Origin of the sequence: Shewanella polaris (genome assembly GCF_006385555.1) — a bacterium.
GTDB classification, from domain to species: domain Bacteria; phylum Pseudomonadota; class Gammaproteobacteria; order Enterobacterales; family Shewanellaceae; genus Shewanella; species Shewanella polaris.
This window is the reverse complement of sequence record NZ_CP041036.1, coordinates 2,459,934-2,479,596: the sequence shown is the minus strand read 5'-3', so window position 1 is coordinate 2,479,596 and position 19,663 is coordinate 2,459,934. Positions and strand designations below refer to the sequence as shown.

The 19,663-nt window shown below is 40.4% G+C and carries 18 protein-coding genes; 12 read left to right on the top strand and 6 right to left on the bottom strand.

Annotation, left to right across the window (positions count from 1 at the left end; all coding sequences use genetic code 11):
• Positions 1–152: 152 nt before the first annotated feature.
• Positions 153–1,115 carry a LysR family transcriptional regulator gene (locus FH971_RS10785; protein WP_240778283.1) on the top strand — a complete coding sequence of 321 codons (963 nt, stop codon included), beginning with the start codon at positions 153–155 and terminating at the stop codon, positions 1,113–1,115.
• A 76-nt stretch (positions 1,116–1,191) separates the two neighbouring features.
• Positions 1,192–2,322, top strand: coding sequence for an acyltransferase family protein (locus FH971_RS10780; RefSeq protein WP_140234296.1), 1,131 nt, complete (start codon positions 1,192–1,194; stop codon positions 2,320–2,322).
• 88 nt (positions 2,323–2,410) lie between these two features.
• On the opposite strand, the gene FH971_RS10775 is transcribed toward FH971_RS10780, so the two are convergent.
• The 4 genes from FH971_RS10775 to FH971_RS10765 all read right to left on the bottom strand — a co-directional run bounded on the left by FH971_RS10775 (position 2,411) and on the right by FH971_RS10765 (position 5,722).
• Positions 2,411–3,628 (bottom strand): cyclic di-GMP phosphodiesterase, encoded by a 1,218-nt coding sequence (locus FH971_RS10775; protein WP_140234295.1) that lies wholly within the window; start codon positions 3,626–3,628, stop codon positions 2,411–2,413.
• 342 nt (positions 3,629–3,970) lie between these two features.
• Complete coding sequence (locus FH971_RS20560) at positions 3,971–4,201, bottom strand: class III extradiol ring-cleavage dioxygenase family protein (protein WP_240778282.1); 231 nt, start codon at positions 4,199–4,201, stop codon at positions 3,971–3,973.
• Between the two features lie 92 nt (positions 4,202–4,293).
• Positions 4,294–4,629 carry a DODA-type extradiol aromatic ring-opening family dioxygenase gene (locus FH971_RS20555; RefSeq protein ID WP_240778281.1) on the bottom strand — a complete coding sequence of 112 codons (336 nt, stop codon included), beginning with the start codon at positions 4,627–4,629 and terminating at the stop codon, positions 4,294–4,296.
• A 205-nt stretch (positions 4,630–4,834) separates the two neighbouring features.
• Positions 4,835–5,722, bottom strand: a complete 888-nt coding sequence (locus tag FH971_RS10765) for a LysR family transcriptional regulator (protein WP_140234294.1) — start codon at positions 5,720–5,722, stop codon at positions 4,835–4,837.
• A gap of 86 nt (positions 5,723–5,808) precedes the next feature.
• Here FH971_RS10765 and FH971_RS10760 point away from each other — a divergent pair, with 86 nt between their 5' ends.
• The 4 genes from FH971_RS10760 to FH971_RS10745 all read left to right on the top strand — a co-directional run bounded on the left by FH971_RS10760 (position 5,809) and on the right by FH971_RS10745 (position 8,296).
• Entirely contained in the window at positions 5,809–6,261 is a 453-nt protein-coding gene (locus tag FH971_RS10760) for a PACE efflux transporter (protein ID WP_140234293.1), read from the top strand.
• A gap of 151 nt (positions 6,262–6,412) precedes the next feature.
• Complete coding sequence (locus tag FH971_RS10755) at positions 6,413–6,799, top strand: hypothetical protein (RefSeq protein WP_140235570.1); 387 nt, start codon at positions 6,413–6,415, stop codon at positions 6,797–6,799.
• Positions 6,800–6,919: 120 nt separating this feature from the next.
• Complete coding sequence (locus FH971_RS10750; protein WP_140234292.1) at positions 6,920–7,378, top strand: DUF2127 domain-containing protein; 459 nt, start codon at positions 6,920–6,922, stop codon at positions 7,376–7,378.
• Between the two features lie 444 nt (positions 7,379–7,822).
• Positions 7,823–8,296 carry a Dps family protein gene (locus tag FH971_RS10745; protein WP_140234291.1) on the top strand — a complete coding sequence of 158 codons (474 nt, stop codon included), beginning with the start codon at positions 7,823–7,825 and terminating at the stop codon, positions 8,294–8,296.
• Positions 8,297–8,646: 350 nt separating this feature from the next.
• Here FH971_RS10745 and FH971_RS10740 read toward each other — a convergent pair whose 3' ends face one another.
• Complete coding sequence (locus tag FH971_RS10740; RefSeq protein ID WP_140234290.1) at positions 8,647–9,234, bottom strand: TetR/AcrR family transcriptional regulator; 588 nt, start codon at positions 9,232–9,234, stop codon at positions 8,647–8,649.
• A 197-nt stretch (positions 9,235–9,431) separates the two neighbouring features.
• The gene (locus tag FH971_RS10735) at positions 9,432–10,838 is read right to left on the bottom strand and encodes an alanine/glycine:cation symporter family protein (protein WP_140234289.1); all 1,407 of its coding nucleotides are present in this window, start codon (positions 10,836–10,838) and stop codon (positions 9,432–9,434) included.
• A gap of 648 nt (positions 10,839–11,486) precedes the next feature.
• Here FH971_RS10735 and FH971_RS10730 point away from each other — a divergent pair.
• The 6 genes from FH971_RS10730 (at position 11,487) to FH971_RS10705 (ending at position 19,618) form a co-directional block, all read left to right on the top strand.
• On the top strand, positions 11,487–12,815 hold the full coding sequence (locus FH971_RS10730) for a sensor histidine kinase (RefSeq protein ID WP_137226995.1): 1,329 nt from the start codon (positions 11,487–11,489) through the stop codon (positions 12,813–12,815).
• Between the two features lie 38 nt (positions 12,816–12,853).
• Positions 12,854–13,393, top strand: a complete 540-nt coding sequence (locus FH971_RS10725; RefSeq protein ID WP_140234288.1) for a response regulator transcription factor — start codon at positions 12,854–12,856, stop codon at positions 13,391–13,393.
• A 702-nt stretch (positions 13,394–14,095) separates the two neighbouring features.
• Positions 14,096–14,968, top strand: a complete 873-nt coding sequence (locus FH971_RS10720; RefSeq protein ID WP_140234287.1) for a hypothetical protein — start codon at positions 14,096–14,098, stop codon at positions 14,966–14,968.
• Positions 14,969–15,096: 128 nt separating this feature from the next.
• Positions 15,097–15,702 carry a DUF5677 domain-containing protein gene (locus tag FH971_RS20455; RefSeq protein WP_206194416.1) on the top strand — a complete coding sequence of 202 codons (606 nt, stop codon included), beginning with the start codon at positions 15,097–15,099 and terminating at the stop codon, positions 15,700–15,702.
• A gap of 253 nt (positions 15,703–15,955) precedes the next feature.
• Positions 15,956–16,702 (top strand): erythromycin esterase family protein, encoded by a 747-nt coding sequence (locus FH971_RS10710; RefSeq protein WP_140234286.1) that lies wholly within the window; start codon positions 15,956–15,958, stop codon positions 16,700–16,702.
• 1,182 nt (positions 16,703–17,884) lie between these two features.
• Positions 17,885–19,618 (top strand): protein adenylyltransferase SelO, encoded by a 1,734-nt coding sequence (locus FH971_RS10705; RefSeq protein ID WP_140234285.1) that lies wholly within the window; start codon positions 17,885–17,887, stop codon positions 19,616–19,618.
• Positions 19,619–19,663: the final 45 nt, after the last annotated feature.

Below are 19,663 nucleotides of genomic sequence, written 5' to 3'. Positions count from 1 at the left end.
TTGACGCACCGATGCGCCTTGTTAGTAAAACAAATGACAAGTTTGATATGAAATAGGCCGAATATTGTCATTTTTGCCTTACATATCCCACCTCTTAACCCGAGTTGAGGTTAAATATAATTTGGCTATAGAGTAAAGTGTTAGCATCTATAATGAAAATGTTATTATTTTATGGAATCTATAGCGAAAACGTATTTGAGGTGATTGTGGATATAAAAACACTGAAAAGTTTTATCAGCGTAGCGTCACATCAAAGTTTTTCTGGTGCGGCTCGTGAGCTCAACACCGTGCAACCGGCTATTAGCCGTCATATTGCCATGCTGGAACAAGAGTTAGGAGTACTGTTGTTTACTCGCAACTCTCGTGAAGTGATGATCACTACAGCAGGTAAGCAATTACTTAGTGATGCTAAGCAAATACTAGCACTCACCAGTAAAGCTAAAAGCCAAGTAAAACGCGCCCATGATGGCCAAGTCGGCGAGCTTAATATTGCTTATTTAAGTTCAGCATGTTTGACCTTTATGGCGGATTTAGTTCGCAGCTATTCGCAGCAGTTTCCTGATGTGCATATCACTTTATTTGAAATGACTGCTACAGAACAAATTGAAGCATTTAACGCTAACCTTATAGATGTTGGTTTTTCGCGTCCACTACCTAGCGGGATCATGGATGAATTTAATAGCAGTGATATTTACATCGATAAGTTGGTGGCCGTTGTGGGTCAACACCATCCACTGGCTGAATATAGTCAAATAGAGCTTGGTCAATTACAGCAGCAAAAAATGATCATCTTTAACCGTGACGAGGCAGTCGGTTTGTTTGACGATACCATTATGCTGTGTAAACAAGCGGGGTTTTCTGCAAATATTATTAGTCAACCTACACATATGCAAACCTTGTTAACTGAAGTGGCCGCTGGTCTTGGTGTTGCTATTGCGCCTTATTGTATTCGTAAATTATTCAGTCAAGGTTGTCGATTTTTACAATTAACGGATGCACATAAAGCCATCCCCACTCAGCTGCATGTAAAGTGTACCAATCATCGTGCTACTGTAGATGCTTTTGTCGCTCTGGCGTTACATAACAAAGCGAAAATTGCCAAAAGTATGGCTTAAGTATTACCGCTGAGTATTGTCAAGTTAACGACGATATTCAATATGTTAAATAAATAACCAGCGGAAAGAATTTATTATGAGTGAGATTTTGCTGCAAAATAAGCGTTATTCAGAACTTGATTGGTTGCGAGTAGCACTGATTTTTGCTGTGTTCCTACACCATGTGTTTATGCCGTTTAATGGTGATGACTGGCATGTGATGAACAATGAGTCGAGCAAGGTGCTTGACGATATCATGGTGTATTTTGAGCAACTCAGGTTGCAAACATTGTTCTTTATTGCAGGTGCGGCCAGTTTTTTGTTACTGCAAAAATTGCCTGCTCGTAAATTTCTATCGAGTAAGTTTCATCGGCTTTTTATCCCTTTGCTGGTGGGAATGATATTGATTGTGCCGCCACAACATTATTATGAGAACATCACTGAATATGACTCTTTAGCATCTGCCTATGGCCAGTTGATGTTGTCGTTTGATAGTAATCATTTATGGTTTATTGAGTTTTTAGTCATTTTCATGTTACTTGCTGTGCCATTTAGGTATTTGTTAACATCTCAAACCGGCAATAAGTTACAACAATGGCTTGAACGAATAAGTCATCATCGTTTTGGCTTGCTCTCTTTAGTTTTGCTGTTAATCGTATTGCGTGGTGCGCTTAAATATATCGCGCCATCAGATAGTCACCATATCGAAAACTTATCATTAAGTGTGTTCTATTTGTTTTTCTTTTTCGCAGGCATGTGCTTTGTCAAAAGTGAGCTTATTTGGCGCGCGTTAGCAAAACATCGATACATCTATTTAGCCAGTTTGCTCGTGAGTTCAACACTGTTTTATGGCTACTATTACTCACCTGATTTAAGCCCTTATTTATCGTTAACTGCCCGTTGGCAATTATGGTGGTTAGTTTGTACGCTAGTGTCTTGGTCTGGATTATTAACCATGGCAGGTTTTGCAATTGCCCATATTAAAAAAACACCAACATGGCTATACCAAACCAATGAGTTGATCTATCCGTTTTATATTTTGCATCAAACGGTAATAGTGATGTTGGCGTTTTATATAGTGCAGTGGCAGGCTTCAATCGCACTTAAATCAGTGAGTTTGTTATTGAGTGCTTTTGTGGTGTGTGCCTTGCTATGTTATTACTTGATTAGGCCGTTCAAGGTGACACGATATTTATTTGGACTAAAAGTATTGCCTGTATCTGAATAGCAAATGACTCAGTTTATACTGTAATGTTTAGATAAATGGTCAATAATAAAAGATTTTCATGCCATTAAACTTGTTTAATGGCATTTCTCTATCCTTCGTGAGCTAAATACTCAAAAATTTGTTCCATGTTCAGATTAAAGTCATCAGCTCGCACACACTTAACAATTAAGTCATCGGTCACTGTGGCTAAGTCAATTTTGTTTCCTGCTTCAAAATGATCCGGTTTTAAATGATAGAAGGGTCTGACTAGCGGACGGATAGGGTCTTTCCGATTATGGTCTTCGACAATAGCGAGTCTATTTGATTCAAGTTGAACCACCGAACCAACAGGATAAACTCCCATACAGCGAATAAATTGATCGACTAAGTCTTTATCCAATTCATTTTTTTCAGCTAACGCACGTAAAATACTGAATGCTTTAACTTGGGCATAACCTTGTTTGTAACAGCGATTCGAAGTCAGAGCATCAAAAATATCGCATATGCTGATCATGCGCCCATAAAGGGTGATTTTTTCAGCGGGTACACCAAATGGATAACCTAATCCATTGAGTTTTTCATGGTGTAAGCTGGTTACTTCCAAGCTCAGTGGACTGATACCTGAAGTATTTTTCATGATATCAATCGAATAACTGGCATGAGTTTTCATGATATGAAACTCTTCATCAGTCAGTTTTCCGGGCTTGTTTAAAATTCGATCTGGGATCATGATTTTGCCAACATCATGTAGAAATGCACCAATAGCCAGTTGATTAACAATGCCTTTGTCGATTTTTTTGTAAATGGCAAACATGGTCATTAATACCGATACCGACACAGAGTGCTCTAATAAGTATTCATCTTTATTACGGATATTGATCACGCACGACAAGGCATTTGGATTATTAAAAATCAAATCTGTTGATTCAGCGGTTATTTTTTGCACCGGATCCATGTCCAGTGGCAAACCATGTTGTGCATTATGAAACAGTTTCTTTTGAATGTCTTTTGACTCATTAAACACTTGACGTGCTCTGACGATTTCTTGATTAAAAAAGTTTGCTTTGACATCGAAGCGGGCTGGTGTGACTTTACGAGGCGGTTGAGTCATAGGCCTACTGACTTTTTGCTCAACTTTTTCTATATTAACTTCAGTTTTACTGGTATCAATGAGTAGCTTAGTAACCGATTTACGTTTTAATGCTTCAATAACTCGCTCGCTTTTAAGCACCCCTGGTTTAGTAAGTGAAAAGGTATCTTTGGGTTCGGTTATTTCGACCACATACATTCCAACACAAACGTCAGCAATGTTATGTTCAATCAGCATAAATCGGCTCCTTGCGGCTATTGATCAACGTCTAGTTATTTTACGCTTGATACTGTTGTTATAGTATATCGTCCTGAATAATATAACTTATTTGATGCTGTAATATAAGCAAAATAACATAATGAAGAACAATAAGTTATAAAAAATTACTCAGCGTATATTTATGATATTTTCGAAAATAAAATAAAAACATAATCGCACTTTATGACGAATTACCAATTACGTCCAATGGTTTTGAATAATACACTTGAGAGAGTGTTTTCTTATAGTATCTAGAATTTATAGTATTAAAACATAAGCTTAATGATTAATCATCTATCCTAATCACCGAACTCGCTGTGTTTAACTAAACGAATAAGCATCTAGCGTCAATAATTCAAATTCTACACCTTGATGGATCCTTTTAGCCGCACTGGTTTCACTTGCACCTAAAAAAGCAATAAGCGGTAAAAAGTGTTCTTGAGTCGGATGATTAAATTGTGCAAATGGTGCCAGAGATCGGTAATTTAACAGTGACTCTGTATCGTTATTCATTAGTTTTACTTCAACCCAGTTTGTGAATTTATTCATCATTTCAACACCGTTTGGTGTTTTGGGCTAACGAAAAACCTCGCTTAAATTATGGCTTATTTCACCAGAACCAATAATAAGAATATTGTTGTGTTTTACGATGTGATGAGCTGGCCGTATCGATAGTTTTCTGTAGTGCCAACACGGGTATTAATGGATATTTGCACGATAGGAATGTTCGCCTGCGGATACATTAATCTCAATGGGATCCATACTCCATGGTCCCAACCATGTGTTGCGTCTATATTGACCTTGATACCCGCATTTATAAAGGTGTCAGCTATTTGTTTTGCCAATACAGGCTCACCCGGTGCAGGGTAGCTAATTTGATACAGTTCGTCAGGAAAGTGATAGAAATCATGAACGGTTTTAGGATGCGATCCAGCGGTAATCAGCACATCGTCAGCGGCATCTAAATGGGCGGAAAACACCACAATAGCTTTAGGTATAGGCAGTTATTGACCTAATTGTTGTAAAAAGTGCGCTGTTTTACTGTTTTCGACAGCCATCATAGGAGAACCGTGCGAAATAAACAGGGGGATGTTGATGCTGTTGCATATTAGGTTTTCTCGTTTGATGTCATTAACTGCGAGGTTATTATGAACTCAAATAAAAATGTTTAAAAGCGTTTCATCATCATGTTGAATACGTCAATAATTGCCGTAAAGAATGCCTGAGTTGCTTAAATACTGGTTCGTGACTGTAGCGATGGTGTTGAATGACATCTACATTTGCTTGCCAACCAATCTCTTTAAATTCAGAGGGTAATAACACTAACTCTCCACTATCAACATAGCTGGAAGCAATATGATTAGGTAACAAGCACCAACCATGCCCCTGCAGTGCAAGTTCGAGCAAAATATAGTAATTGTCGGCGTACCAGGCATCTGGGCTAATGGCAAATTGAAAGCTACTGGATTTTGTGTTTCGTGACCGAATTAAGAGTTGGCGATACAATTTCAAATTGGCTAAATTATCACATACTTGTTGTGCTAATGGATGTGCACTTGCCACATACATATCAAACTTAATTGACCCGATAGATTCAAAATCAATGTGAGTCGGGATGGTTAATTCACTGAAAATAATTCCGGTTACAGCCCGTTCGGTGTCAATCATGTCGATAATATCAATACTTGATGCGGTTAAAAATTCAAGCGTGATCGTCGGGAACTCAGCTTCGAGCTCATTAATAATATTGAACAGCCTTTGCAGTGGGATCCCTTCATCCAAACCGATCGTCAGCTCAGATATTGCTTGTTGGTCCAGACTTTGGGCGCAATCACTCAGGCGTTGATGTTGGCTAAGCAAAACTTGGGCATGAGGCAGCAGTTTTTTACCAGCAGCGGTCAATTGAGGGTAACGTCCGCTTCGATCAAATAATTCGCTATTGCAGTCTATTTCAAGGTTTATCACATGCTGGCTGACAACTGACTGGGCTTTATTCAGGCTTCTAGCCGCCGATGAAAAAGACCCAGTGCTGACTGTCAACACAAATGCTTGAAGCTGTTCAATACTATACATATCGTTTTTACCGATACTTACTAACTTTAATGTATCTATATATTGGATGAAAATAGTAAAAACGTCACCATTAAATAGAGATAATCATGCAAAGTAGAGAAAGAGCATTCCACGCAGTGTCTTTTGAGGTAATAGCATTGGCCTTTATCGTACCTGCAAGCGCATTATTAATTGAACAAAATCCATTAGATATGTTATTCGTGAGTATCGCCTTGTCATTGTTTGCGATGTTATGGAATTATATTTATAACTTTTGGTTTGATAAATTAGTTGGTCCAAATCGGATTACTCGAAAGTTATTCACTAGGATTGTGCACGCATTGTGTTTTGAAGGGGGAATGTTAATAGTGACTATACCAATTGTGTCATGGTATTTGGCATTAAGCCTTTTGGATACTTTAATACTAGAAGCTGGTGTATTAACCTTTATTTTAATTTATACCGCCGTCTTTAATTGGCTTTACGATATTTATCAACCGTATCAGAAATGTGTTAGTAAATTGACTAAATATAATGCTCATAAGAGAGTGACCCCTTGACGATGAGAGTTAATATGTTGCGATGCTGGTTTATTTTCTATTACTGTCATGTTTGCTGTGGCATCATTGTTTTGAAATGATAATGAGCTGGATATATAAAGTGAAAAATTACCATCTTGGTTGTGCAGCCTTGGTTATCGCCAGTGTGTCGATGTTCATTAATCCTGTCATGGCCGACACGCTATCGCCTTTTACTAGTGATGGTTGCAGTGCATTTCCTGATGGCACGTTTGAACAAAGCGAATTATGGTTAGTGTGTTGCCAAAAACATGATTATGACTATTGGAAGGGCGGTACATTTGACGAGCGTTTGGCATCAGATAAGGCACTGCTTGCTTGTGTGGCGAACGTGGGCCAGCCGCAAATTGCATTATTGATGTTGGCTGGCGTTAGAGTAGGTGGTACGCCTTATTTACCGACAAAATTCCGTTGGGGATATGGTTGGTCATACCCAAGAGATTACGGTGCATTAACTGATGATGAACGTAAACAAGTAGAGCTATTATCTACATCTCCAATCGTTCCATTATCAGAATGACACTAAATTCTACATAAGCTAGATACACTCCATATTTATATTTTATCCCGTTGATTACCTAGGCTTAGTCAATATCAGACGTTAAAATAAACCAGTCAGTTTTTCAGGGAAGCTATAATAATGAAGCATTTGGATAAAGGCGTACGCGCTGTCGCATTACTTGAGGCGACTAAAGGAGTGTTGGCATTAGTCGTTGCGATAGGACTACATGTGTATGCAGGTCAAAATTTGTCTTTGTTGGCAGAGCAGTTAGTCACACATTTACACCTTAATCCTGCCAACCGTTACCCAAGTATTTTTATTTCTGCTATTGGGTCATTGCCACAATCGAGCTTAACCTTAATGTCGTTAGGGGTCACGGTGTATACCTTGATGCGTTTTGTTGAAGCTTATGGGCTATGGCATAACATGCGCTGGACTCAGTGGTTCGCTTTGTTAAGTGGAGCGATATACTTGCCTATTGAACTTTATGAAATGGTGAATCACTTTAGCTTACTCAGTGTGATAGTTCTGGCGATTAACCTCGTCATAGTGGTGTATATGTATTTGGTATTATTTCCTCGTGCTACCTCAAAATGATCTAGATCAATATTTTAATAAATGAATAAGATAAAAATATTAACAGAGTTTAATGACAGACAGTTGATCCGTTATGCAGTCATGATAATATAAATAAAGACAAGGTTTTTGATGAGTTAACGAAAGTATTAATTTATAAAGTACTTAATACGTTAATTATTGTTTCAAGTTTTTAAATAGTTAAGATATATTGTAAATTTACTTTATAAATTGATGCGATGCATTTAAACTAAGATTATAGATATAAGTGAGTGTTATGTTTGCAGTCTGTTTTTAAAGAGTATTTTTGTTTTTAAAATAAAACCAAAATAGCTCAATAAAAATTAAATGTAAGCGATGTGTTAACAAATAATGTATGTTTTATAATTGTAGCTCTATTACATCTACCATTTATACAAATGCAATAATGTTATGATTAATTAATTCTACTTTGAGAGGAATAAAATGACTGACATCGATATTGGTATAAAAAAAGACGACCGACTAGAAATTGCTGAAGGCTTAAAAAGCTTATTAGCCGATTCCTATACACTTTATTTACAAACCCATAATTTCCATTGGAACGTCACGGGTATTCACTTTCGCGAACTACACTTAATGTTTGAAGAACATTACACTGAGCTTGCGACTGCTGTTGATGATATTGCTGAACGAATTCGTACTTTAGATGTAGCCGCACCGGGAACTTATAAAGAGTTTGCCCGTTTAAGCTCTATTAAAGAAGTCGAAGGTGTACCAAGCTCAGCTGACATGGTCGAATTACTGACTAAAGGTCATGAACAAGTGATAAAAACTGCGCGACAAGTACTCAAAACAGCGCAAGATGCTGATGATGAATCCACAGTAGCTTTAGTATCCGATCGTATGCGAGTACATGAAAAAACTGCATGGATGTTAAGAGCAACCAGCAAGAAGTAACCTTAGACATTATATTTAGGTATAAAAACCTAAATCTATTGATGTAAATAAAACCGCTGGCTAGAACCAGCGGTTTTTTGATATACAGTGACTAAATCTATCGATTCAAATAGTGAACTGTAACAAGGTAGTGGTTAGTGAATATCAGAATACTGAATCGGTACAACTGTTTACTGGGGTGTATTCGTGCTTGTTGGCTCAAGATATTGTTTATTAGATGATTAACGCAATTAGTCATCAAGCTCAATGTTGGGCAAGCGATAATTACGGGCTCCAATTTAACAGTTCAATTTTTATGATTATTCAATAAAAATGATGTAGATATAAAAAAAGCGCCTTAGGCGCTTTTTTTATTGATTTTGTAATTGAACAAAAAACTCTTCTAGTTGCTGGCTTACTGTTTCAGTATCACCAGTGGCTTTTAAGTAAGATCGTAAGCCAATAATGTGTACTTGGATTTTTTTAGCCACTTGATATTTATCCAATTTAGCCGATAAATCGCCCTGGGTTTGAGCTTGCTCAATGATATTGGCAAAACGATGTTCAACTTTAGTCAGTAAATCACGAGCAATGTTAAGGGTTTCTTGATGTGATTCGTCAAGTTCTGCCAGCGTGCGCATCACCATACATAGTTCACTGGGAACTGTGGCACAACAAGGCACTATTAAGCCGCGTAAATATTGCTTCAGTCCATCCCATACGTGTTCATTCTGCTCTATTTTATCATTTAATTCGTTAGCTGAAGTGTGTGCATAATGAATTAATGTCTGATGATATAAATCAGCTTTACTACCAAATGCAGCGTAAATACTACCTGGTCGCATGTCCATGGTAGTCTGAATCTCTCGCGTCGAAGTGGCTAGAAACCCTTTTTGCCAAAATAGGTTTTTTGCTTTTTCGAGTACGTCTTCGCGATCAAATTTAGAAATATTAGCCATTTGTCCCTCTTTAGTTAACAACCATTTTACGTTAAGGGAGTAACGTAAGGCCAGTCTATTATATAAATTTTTAATCATAATAAGTTATAGGCAGTTCTTTTAAGCATTAACTGCGTTATTAACAAAAATGCAGAATTGAATATAGGTTCAATTCCGCATCAACGAGTTTGTACTCATTTAAGCCTAAAGTATTGTGTTTACGACCACACGCCAGTTTCGGTTTTACCTTGAATTTTGACATCGGCCAGTTTGAATTCAGGCTGGTTAGTGGTTTTAAGCTTAACTTGGTAATCGCGGGTTAAATTCACTATGGTCGGGGTTAACAGCATAATTGCACTGATGTTAACCACTGTCATTAATCCCAGCGCCATATCTGCCATGTTCCACACTTCTTTTAATGAGGCGTTAGCTCCCCAATACACCATGCCTAAATACAGTAGGGTGTATATGGTGCGACCATAAATGTTGTCGAGCTTAAATAAATGCAAGTTACTTTCGGCGTAGGCATAGTTGGCCACCACAGACGTAAAAGAAAATAGGGTAATAATGATGGCCACAAACATATCACCGCTCATTCCCATATGGTAAGTCATGGCGTTTTGAGTGATCCGAATGCCTTCCATTTCACTGTCAATATTGCCTTGGGCCAATAAAATCACAATGGCGGTACAGCTACACAACACCATAGTGTCGATAAACACCCCAAGCATTTGTACGTAACCTTGTGCAACAGGGTGGTTTGGCACCGGAGTGGCGCCAGCTGCCGCATGGGGTACACTACCTGCACCAGCCTCGTTAGAATATAAACCGCGTTGAATCCCATTTTTAATCGCTGCACCGAGTGCACCAGCTGCCGCTTCGTTTAACCCAAAAGCTGAGTTAATAATATCCATCAATACCCCAGGTACTAGCTGAATGTTAATAATGGTGACGGTGACTGCGGCTAAAATAAAGGCCAGACCCATAAACGGCACCACGAACTCAGCAAAACGCGCAATACTGCGAAGACCTCCCATAACGATGATGCCTGCAATAAAGGTAATCACCGCACCGGAATATACAGGTGATAACTCGAAAGTGTGGTTGAGTGCATCTGTGATGGTGTTGGCTTGCATGGCACTGAAACTAATGCCGTAACCGAGGAATAAACACAGCGCGAATAATACCGCTAACCAAGGTTTATTCAGCCCAGCGCGGATATAATAGGCGGGTCCACCGCGGTATTCTTTATGGTCGTCGCGCACTTTATACAACTGACCTAAAATGCTTTCGGCAAATCCGGTCGCCATACCCAATAGCGCGATTACCCACATCCAAAACACTGCACCGCTGCCACCCAGTGAAATCGCCATTGCGACGCCCGCTAAGTTACCTGTTCCCACTCGCGCAGACAGGCCAGTACATAATGCTTGATACGAGCTAATGCCCGATTTGTCACCTTGAGTACTGCCTTTCATCACTTTAAACATGTAACCGAAATGGCGAAGCTGAATAAATCTTAATTTCAATGAAAACCATATGCCGGCAAATACCAATATATAAATGAGTACTTGGTAGTCGCCCCACAGCACATTGTTGGTGAGCGATATAATGTCATTAATCATTGGACATCTTCCTTGGTTTTATCATTAGGAATTTAACAGGCTATATTTCGACGAACTTACCTATAAAAGCAAACACTGCAAAAAGTCTTAACCGGTTAATAACCGTCAAAAGGGTAGTTAAATTGAAATTGTTATATTTGGTCGAGTGAATTGCTATGCATTATATCTACATATTTAACGGTAGGCGAGGCGTTTTTGTGGCTGATTAACTATTTTACTGACTAGGGCCTGTTCATCTTTGCTGGTTGAATTTTGTTCGAGCTAAAAACGTTTTAATCGAGGCGAATGTATTGATGCCTAGTCATCTAAGCAAAATCCGTTCAACAAAGAGTAAAACGTTTTTAGCCGAACCCTTCTGGCAGCGTTTGTTGGTTATTTTTACTGCGTTATCGACTTTTTATGTAGAATAACTACACCACAAAGTCTCTGCCTTGTACAAATGACCAACAACTCGCTGCAAAAACAACCTTGAAAGATCAACAGGCCCTAGCAAGTTAGCCCGCCTAGCTGAATTAATATCGTTAATATAGGCACTGCGAGAGTAAATTTTTGATAAAGTGACCTATAATCGCCGTGTTGTAAGACCCTCAATATTTCAACGCTGTATCTTTGGCTTAATACATCACAAAAATTAGGATAAACGATAGTATGGCAAATGTGAATGTTTCGTTTAACGCAAGCCAGCAACAATTAGCCTTACTGCGATTAGTGAATTGGGGCCTTAAAATTGGCCTTATTTTGTTTGCGACAGACTTATTTGGCTTAACAACACCTCCAGTAACCTTGTCTTACGTGTTAATTTTTGAAGCCTGTTATGTCGGCTTTAGCTATCGCTTTCATCGACTCAGCATGAACAACAATGGTTTGTTGTTTTTAACCTTATTATTAGACACTTTGTTTTGGGCTACGTGGTTATATTTTACCGGCGGAGCAACCAATGCCTTTGTATCATTACTACTATTACCGATTGCTATTTCAGCCATTACATTACCCCTATGGGCTCCTTGGTGCTTAACCATAGTGTCGACAGTATTTTATAGCTTGATGATTGTTGATATCACCGAACAAAATAGTGGTTCAGTAATGGGCCATGACATGAGCCAGATGAATCATGTTATGCAAGCAAATCAGGCTATGCCAGCAAGCAACAGTATGGACATGGGGTCGCACTATTTAGGCATGTGGTTTAATTTTGTTATTTCGGCATTAGTCTTAACCATCACAGTAGGCTTTATTGCCAAACGTATTAGACAAAAAAATGCCGAGCTGCACTATTTACGAGAAGCGCAGTTACGCCAAGAAAAGATATTGGCGTTAGGCACCGCATCAGCGCAAATGGCACATCAACTGGCAACGCCTTTAGCCACATTACGCTTACTAGTTGATGAACTATCCGATTCGATCAATGATGTTGAACAAACTGAATTGATCAGCGAAATGCAGCAAGCGCTAAATCGCTGTGAAGTCACCTTAGCTGATTTACGTTTAGCGACTGAATCGATTAGAGAACAAAAACTGATAGAGCAGCGCGTCGACAAATTAGTGACAATGTTAACCGAGCAAATAAGTTTATTGATGCCAGAAGCGCAATTGAATATATCCATAGCACCACAGGTTGAGTCACATATAGTGTTGACAGACATGGGGTTATTGCCAGCATTAATGGCTCTTATTCAAAATGGCGTCCAAGCCAGTGAAGATAATCAACATTCGTCCCAGGTCGATGTAAATCTTAGTCTTTCTCAACCAAGAGAGTTGAGTATTATCATTCGCGACTACGGTGTCGGTATTGCAACCCATCTACTTCATACATTAGGCAGTAACATGGTAAAAAGCCCCAAAGGGATGGGCATCGCTGTTTTATTAAGCCACACCAGCTTCGAGCGTTTAGGCGGTAAGTTATACCTTAAACCCCATTCTGAATGCGGCACCGAAGCCATTGTGACCTTACCGCTGAGCGAACAAAAAACAAGTTGAAGCGAATTGAAGCCAATATAAGCTGAATAGAGAACACCATGAACAAGCTGTTGATTATTGAAGATGATTTAGCCCTTGCAGCCATTTTAGCCCGCCGACTCGGCAAACACGGTTTTGAGTGCAAAACCTGCCATCACGCCAGCGACAGTTTATTAATGGCAAGGCAATTTGTTCCAACCCATATCTTGTTAGACATGAAACTAGCTGAACATAATGGCTTATTGTTAATAAAACCATTAAGACAACTTATTCCTCATGTGCAAATGGTATTACTCACTGGCTTTGCCAGCATTGCCACCGCAGTAGAAGCTATCCGCCTTGGCGCAGACAATTACCTCGCCAAACCTGTCGACACCCAAACCTTATTAAATGCATTATCAGTCTCGGCTCAAACCACAACGGTTTATGATGATATTGAAGAGCTGCCACTTAATCCCAAGCGGGTCGAATGGGAACACATTCAACAAGTCCTCGCCAACAACAATGGCAACGTATCAGAAACCGCCCGTCAACTCGGCATGCATCGGAGAACCTTGCAGCGCAAATTGCTGAAAAAGCCAACGGCAGATAATCGGTAGAATAGGGGAGTTGGGATTGGATTAATATGGCCTGCGGCCACTAACGTCGTGGTGCTTCACCCACACCAGAGTTTTAATACTTCGTTTGAATTCTCATCGATAAACTCCACCATAAATCGGTCGATTCTACCGTTATTTCGGTAATGGTATTGAGCAGAAATTTAGGTTTGTTTTTAGCTTATTGCTTATTGCTTATTGCTTATTGCTTTATGGCCTGCGGCCACTAACGTCGTGGCGCTTCACCCACACCAGAGCAAAGGGGTAAAGCGCTTGCACCCCTTTGCAAACCCTCAGCGTTCCGGCAACATTTTCAAACAGCGAAAAGGTCGCGACGGAAATAGATCCAGCTTTTGACCTCGCTTGTAGATTACCTCGGACTTATTCGAAAATGCTAACGCTTCCGATGGTACATCTGATGTGAATGGATTCACGAATGTCGTGATGGCAGGACGCCAAGAAACGACCTATACCGCGAAAGCTAAGCTCACATCCATGTGAGCTTCACGCTATTTTCTTCAACGTCCTCAAGTTCAGAGTTGAATTTGTCCCTTTTAAAGTCAGTGTATCTGACACGTTTATGTCCCTAAATGGTTTAGAGTAGATTATCTTCACTAAACTAGTGTGTTCTGATTGACCAATTTTTTCTAATGTAGGACGCTGACGTAAGTTCGGTTTAAATCAATCATTGGGTGCGAAATTTGTATGAAAAGGAAAGAACAATTAAAAGAGCTTGCAGCTTCTAGTGGTACTAGGTCTAAATGCCCATACTGTGACTTTGAGCTGGATACAATACCTAAACGTAAAGCAAATTGTAAATCTTGTAAGAAGTCCATATATCCTAGAAAAGATCCATTATCTGGTGAGCAACGCCTGTACCGCGAGGGTGATTTATTTCTTCTAGAAGAGCTAAAAGCTCTAGCTGATGGTTGTTGGAATGACTGGTATGAGGGCAATAAAGGAGTATTGAATGCACGTAAAGATTTGGCAAAAGAATGGGAAGTGGATGAAGTAAATGTTTCAATTGCCGATGCAAGATGGAGGGAGTCGCAAACTGATTTAGTTGCTGCCACAGAGATGCAAGATTGGGATAAGGTATATTCGGCCTATGAGTCTATGTTAAGACAGGTAAAGCGCGATAAAAGCCAAGATAAAACACCTTTAGCTGAGTTAGTAGCCGGTTTCGTTGTCACTGGTTATGGGCGTAATTGTGTAATAGACGGATACACGATGAAGCACACGATATGTAGACCCCAATTTATGTTGATTAATCAACTTACTACTGATCCAGATAATGTATACGATTTAATTAAAGATACTCACACAGCTAAGAGTTACTGTCACTTGTTAGATGTATCGTTAGATACAATTATTAAGCGTTACAAGGCTGAATTAAATGAAGAAGCAGAATTATTGAGAGAAATTGAGCATGATAGAAATACAGAAGTTCTTGTAGAACTCGGCTTGAACCCAATACAAAACACTACTCCACCTGAGCCTAAGAAAACTAAATCATCTAAGTTTTGGATGCTTATAGCCGTACTTGCTACATTAGGCGTACTAGCTTTAAGTACCTAGAAATTAACATTGGTCATGTTTATTAGAGTGAGTTCATAGATCTAACAGTCTTACAAAACTTAACTTGAGACTCTCTGGAAAATCGCCTAACAAGGCTACATGCATATGAAACGTGGGATAGTTAGCTAATGGATAAATGGTTAAGTGTTAGCCGCTTGCAATATGAAGCATTTTCTAATATTGAGTATTATGATTTGCAACAGAAATATGTGTTGCTGCTAGCAACTCGTGTAACAGAGCTATGTTCGGATTCTTACTATCTTTGTGAAAGGGGTAAACCTGCTTCAGTACCAATAATTATGCGCAGTGCTCTTGAGTCATATATAGACTTAATGTGTACAAAATTTAGTTCTGCCCACGTTGAAGAAATGAACAAATCATTTGAAGTCTATCAAGCCAAAATGTCAGGTGAGAATGTTAAGGGTGATAGTATGAAAATCTGGCAAAAATTCAAGTTGGCGGGAGAGTCTAATTTGTATTCTGGATTTTATGCTTACCTGTGCCGCAGCGCGCACGGAAATCTTGAAACTTTGATAAGAGACCATACAGTTGGAGATGTAATCTCGCTGGGGCATAGACCTGAGTTGCCCATGATATCTTTGTATAAAAACCAAATTGTAGGAATCGCAACAACTGCTTTAGTCGAAGCACTTGAGTTCGTAAAATTCGAGGGTCGTCAACTCCAGCAATTAAAGGCTATTCAAGAGCAATCAGGTACAGGTGAATATGCATAAAGAGGCATTAGTTAACTTATTTGCAATACATGAACTAATGTGAATTTCTGGTTATCAGTAATTATCCTAAACCGTTTCTGTCCAGAAATAAGCCTAGATACGTAAATTATTTCTGCCCCAAAGTGTGTTAACTAACCAGGCTGAGTAGTCTTCAGCTAATTATGTTTGCCATACAGTATTTAGTGATAAAAAATCACTGAATACTCAACATCGAGCCTATAGACTATATTAAATGATTAGAAAGGAGTCTGTTATGCGATTATGGATTTTAATAAGTTTAGCCTGTCTACCAATAACTTCTTGGGCCTGCGAACCTTTACCTGCAGAGCTAGAGGCAGTAATCGATAATAGTCGTCCTTTGCTACTAGGTGAAATTCATGGGAGTGTCGAGACTCCTCAATGGATTGAAAACATCGTCTGTAATCAATTGAAAAAAGGGCCAGTTACTCTAGCCGTTGAGCTGCTGAATTCTCAAACTGATGTAAGTGGAAATTCCAGTAGATTTGAGGAGAACATCACTTCTAGTTACCAATGGAATAAGCTTCACACAGGCAAAACTAGTGAAGCTATGTTTGAGCTTTTAAAGGGACTACTCCCGTTAAAGAAGTATGGCCTTACTTTGGTTCTTTTTGATGACCATGAGAATCCAAGATCATTGAGAATGGCTAACAGGCTAAAATCTTATCTAGGCCATGAATCTAGACTGATAGTGTACGGTGGGAACTGGCATACCAAAGTCATACATGACATCCGTTGGTCTAAGGATGCTACAAATATGGGAGCGTACTTAAAGGAATGGGGAGCCAATCCGCTGAGTATCAACCTGTTACCTGTAGGAGGCAGCACCTATAACAATCAAGAGCAAGGCCCCAAGGTTTATCTCATCAAGGAGCGGCAATTGCCAAAGAATAAGCTCCTGATTTCGGCCTCTGAGACCAGTGGTTACCATTGGCACTTGAATATTGGCCGGATATCACCTTCATTGCCAAAGGTACGCTAAATTTACAATTAATTTGTGTTTAAAGAATTACCGAGCATAAACTTTTCCATACTGCCATCATTACAAGTAACTTAAAGCTATTGTAGTGTCTTAGCAAAGCTGGCCACTACTTTGTAGTCAATTGATGTGTTTGGCATAGAATAAGTTATCAGAAAGTTCAGCTGCACTTGTTCATCGCAACTCGGAAATGTCCATAAATGAGTCAGAAGCCATGATTGGGAATGGATAAATTTAACTCTGAACTTGAGGCTGTTGAAGAAAATAGCGTGAGGCTGACAGGACGTCAGGCTAGCTTTCGTTGGCCAGGGATGGCCTATCGGAAGCGTTAGCATTTTCGAATAAAGCTGAGGCCGTTACCCAATAAAGTCAAAAGCTGGATCAATCCCCATGGCGACCTTTTCGCTGTTTGAAAATGTTGCGGGGCGGCTGGGCGTTCCAAGAGGGAACAGCCGTTGGTTTCCTCTTGGTCTGGTGTGGGTGAAGCGCCACGACGTTAGTGGCCACAGGCCATAAACCTAAACAAGCTTTGGGGCAATTAAATGATTTGCATACCTTGCTCGCAATTGGTGTGATTCAACCCTGAACTTAAGGCCGTTGAAGAAAATAGCGTGAGTCCTGACATGGATGTCAGGCTAGCTTTCGCGGTACAGGATGTACCATCGGAAGCGTTAGCATTTTCGAATAAGGCTGAGGCAGTTACCCAATAAAGTCAAAAGCTGGATCAATCCCCATGGCGACCTTTTCGCAGCTGTTGTTTTGTAAATAGCGAAAATGTTGCCGGAACGGCAAGGGTGATCCAAGAGGGGATTGCTGTTGATCCCCTTTTGGCCCGTGCAGGGTGGAACCTTGCGATCTAATTCAAACGAAGTTTGATAAATCTGGTGTGGGTGAAGCGTCACGACGTTAGTGGTCGCAGGCCATAAATCAGATACTATGTACAATATGATAAAATAGATACATTGCAGATGAAGCAAGCTAAGCTTTCCATTACTACAACGAGTCGTTACCATGGGTGTCGGTACCATCCATTTATCTCAGACTCTTTCAAATATCACAGCGCAGGCCTTCGACATTATATGCTGAAAAGATCCGCTCCCAGACATAGAACAAATCGAATAATCGTCGACACGATAAACCATCAAGTTATGAACAACCCTTCGACTCAAACAACAAGGTATCCCTATGACTAATCAACAGTCCCAGCAAACTCCCGTTACTGTCGAGACAGTCGACGATCTCGCTAAATTGGTCAATTACTCGTTGATGGACACGCTTAACAGTGATCCTGACGCAACATCAAACGGCGTCGACCATGCGCCACGACAAGTGTTTTCGGGCCACTATGTGCCTGTTAAACCAACACCGATTGAAACCCCAGAGTATGTAGCACACAGCAACAGCTTCTTTGCTGAATTGGGTTTTGCCGACAGCATGGCGCAGTTTGCCGATTTTATGAGCTTATTCTCCGGCGACCTTTCAAACGTTCCTGAGCCAATGAGCAAGGTTGGGTGGGCATGTGGATATGCACTGTCTATTTTTGGTACCGAATACATCCAACAATGTCCGTTCAGAACGGGTAATGGCTACGGCGATGGTCGAGCGGTTTCTGTGCTAGAAGCAGTGATTAACGATAAACGCTGGGAAATGCAGCTTAAAGGTGGTGGCCGCACGCCATATTGCCGTGGTGCAGACGGTCGCGCGGTGTTGCGCTCTAGTGTACGTGAGTTTCTCGCACAAGAGCACATGCACGCGCTTGGCGTGCCAACGTCTCGTTCGCTGAGTTTGTATGTGTCTAAAACCGAGACTGTCCAGCGGCCTTGGTATTCTGAGGGCTCTAACGCACAAGATCCTGACCAAATGATCACCGAGGCTGTTGCTATCTCGACGCGTGTGGCACCCTCGTTTATTCGGGTTGGTCAACTTGAGCTATTCGGTCGCCGCGCCCGTAAGCAAGAACACCCTCAAGCGATGGCAGAGCTTGAACAGTTGATGTTGCATTTAGTTGACCGTGAATACGCTGATGTTATCGACCAACAACTCACTAATGAAGAAAAAGTGCTTTTGTTGGCGCGCGAGTTCCGTAGTCGTCTGACGTCATTGATAGCGAACTGGATCCGTGTTGGTTACTGTCAGGGTAACTTTAATAGCGATAACTGTGCCGCTGGTGGCTTCACTCTCGATTACGGTCCATTCGGATTCTGCGATGTGTTTAACCCACAATATCAACCTTGGACGGGTGGCGGTCAGCATTTCGCTTTTCTTAATCAAGGTGTAGCTGCAGAACGTAATTTCTTGATGTTTTGCTCGGCACTAAGCCCATTACTGATGTCTAAACCAGATTATCTAGAACAGCTCCAGCAGTTGGTTAATGGCTTTTCAGCTGAGATGGAAGCAAAAATGGAGCAGATGTGGGCGGCTAAACTTGGACTTAGCACTTTTGATACAGCGCTATTTAATGAGCTTGAAACGCTTATGCTGCAAACGCCAGTGGATTACACCCTGTTTTTCCGTGAGCTTTCGTCGCTGCCTGATGATATTGGCCCACTGACAAAAAGTTTCTACCGCGACTTATCGCAAGCGCCAAAAGGATTCGAGCAGCGTTGGTCTGCTTGGCTGACACAATGGCAATCATTGCTAGGCAGTGCTAGCGACACGAATAAGAAGCCACGTAGCCGTGATGAGATCGCTTCGCAGATGAAACTCGTTAACCCTAAATATACCTTGCGAGAGTGGTTGCTGGTGCCTGCTTATCAACAAGCCAGTGTTGGCAATTATTCGCTGGTTCGAGAACTACAGGACGTTATGACGCAGCCTTACGCTGAGCAGTCCCAGGACGTTGAGGACAAATACTATCGAATCAAGGCATCTGAATTCTTTGGGGTAGGTGGTTGTTCGCATTTAAGCTGCTCGTCGTAACGTTAAGATAATCTATGGGCTTTGATTGGTGTCATGCTCAATAGC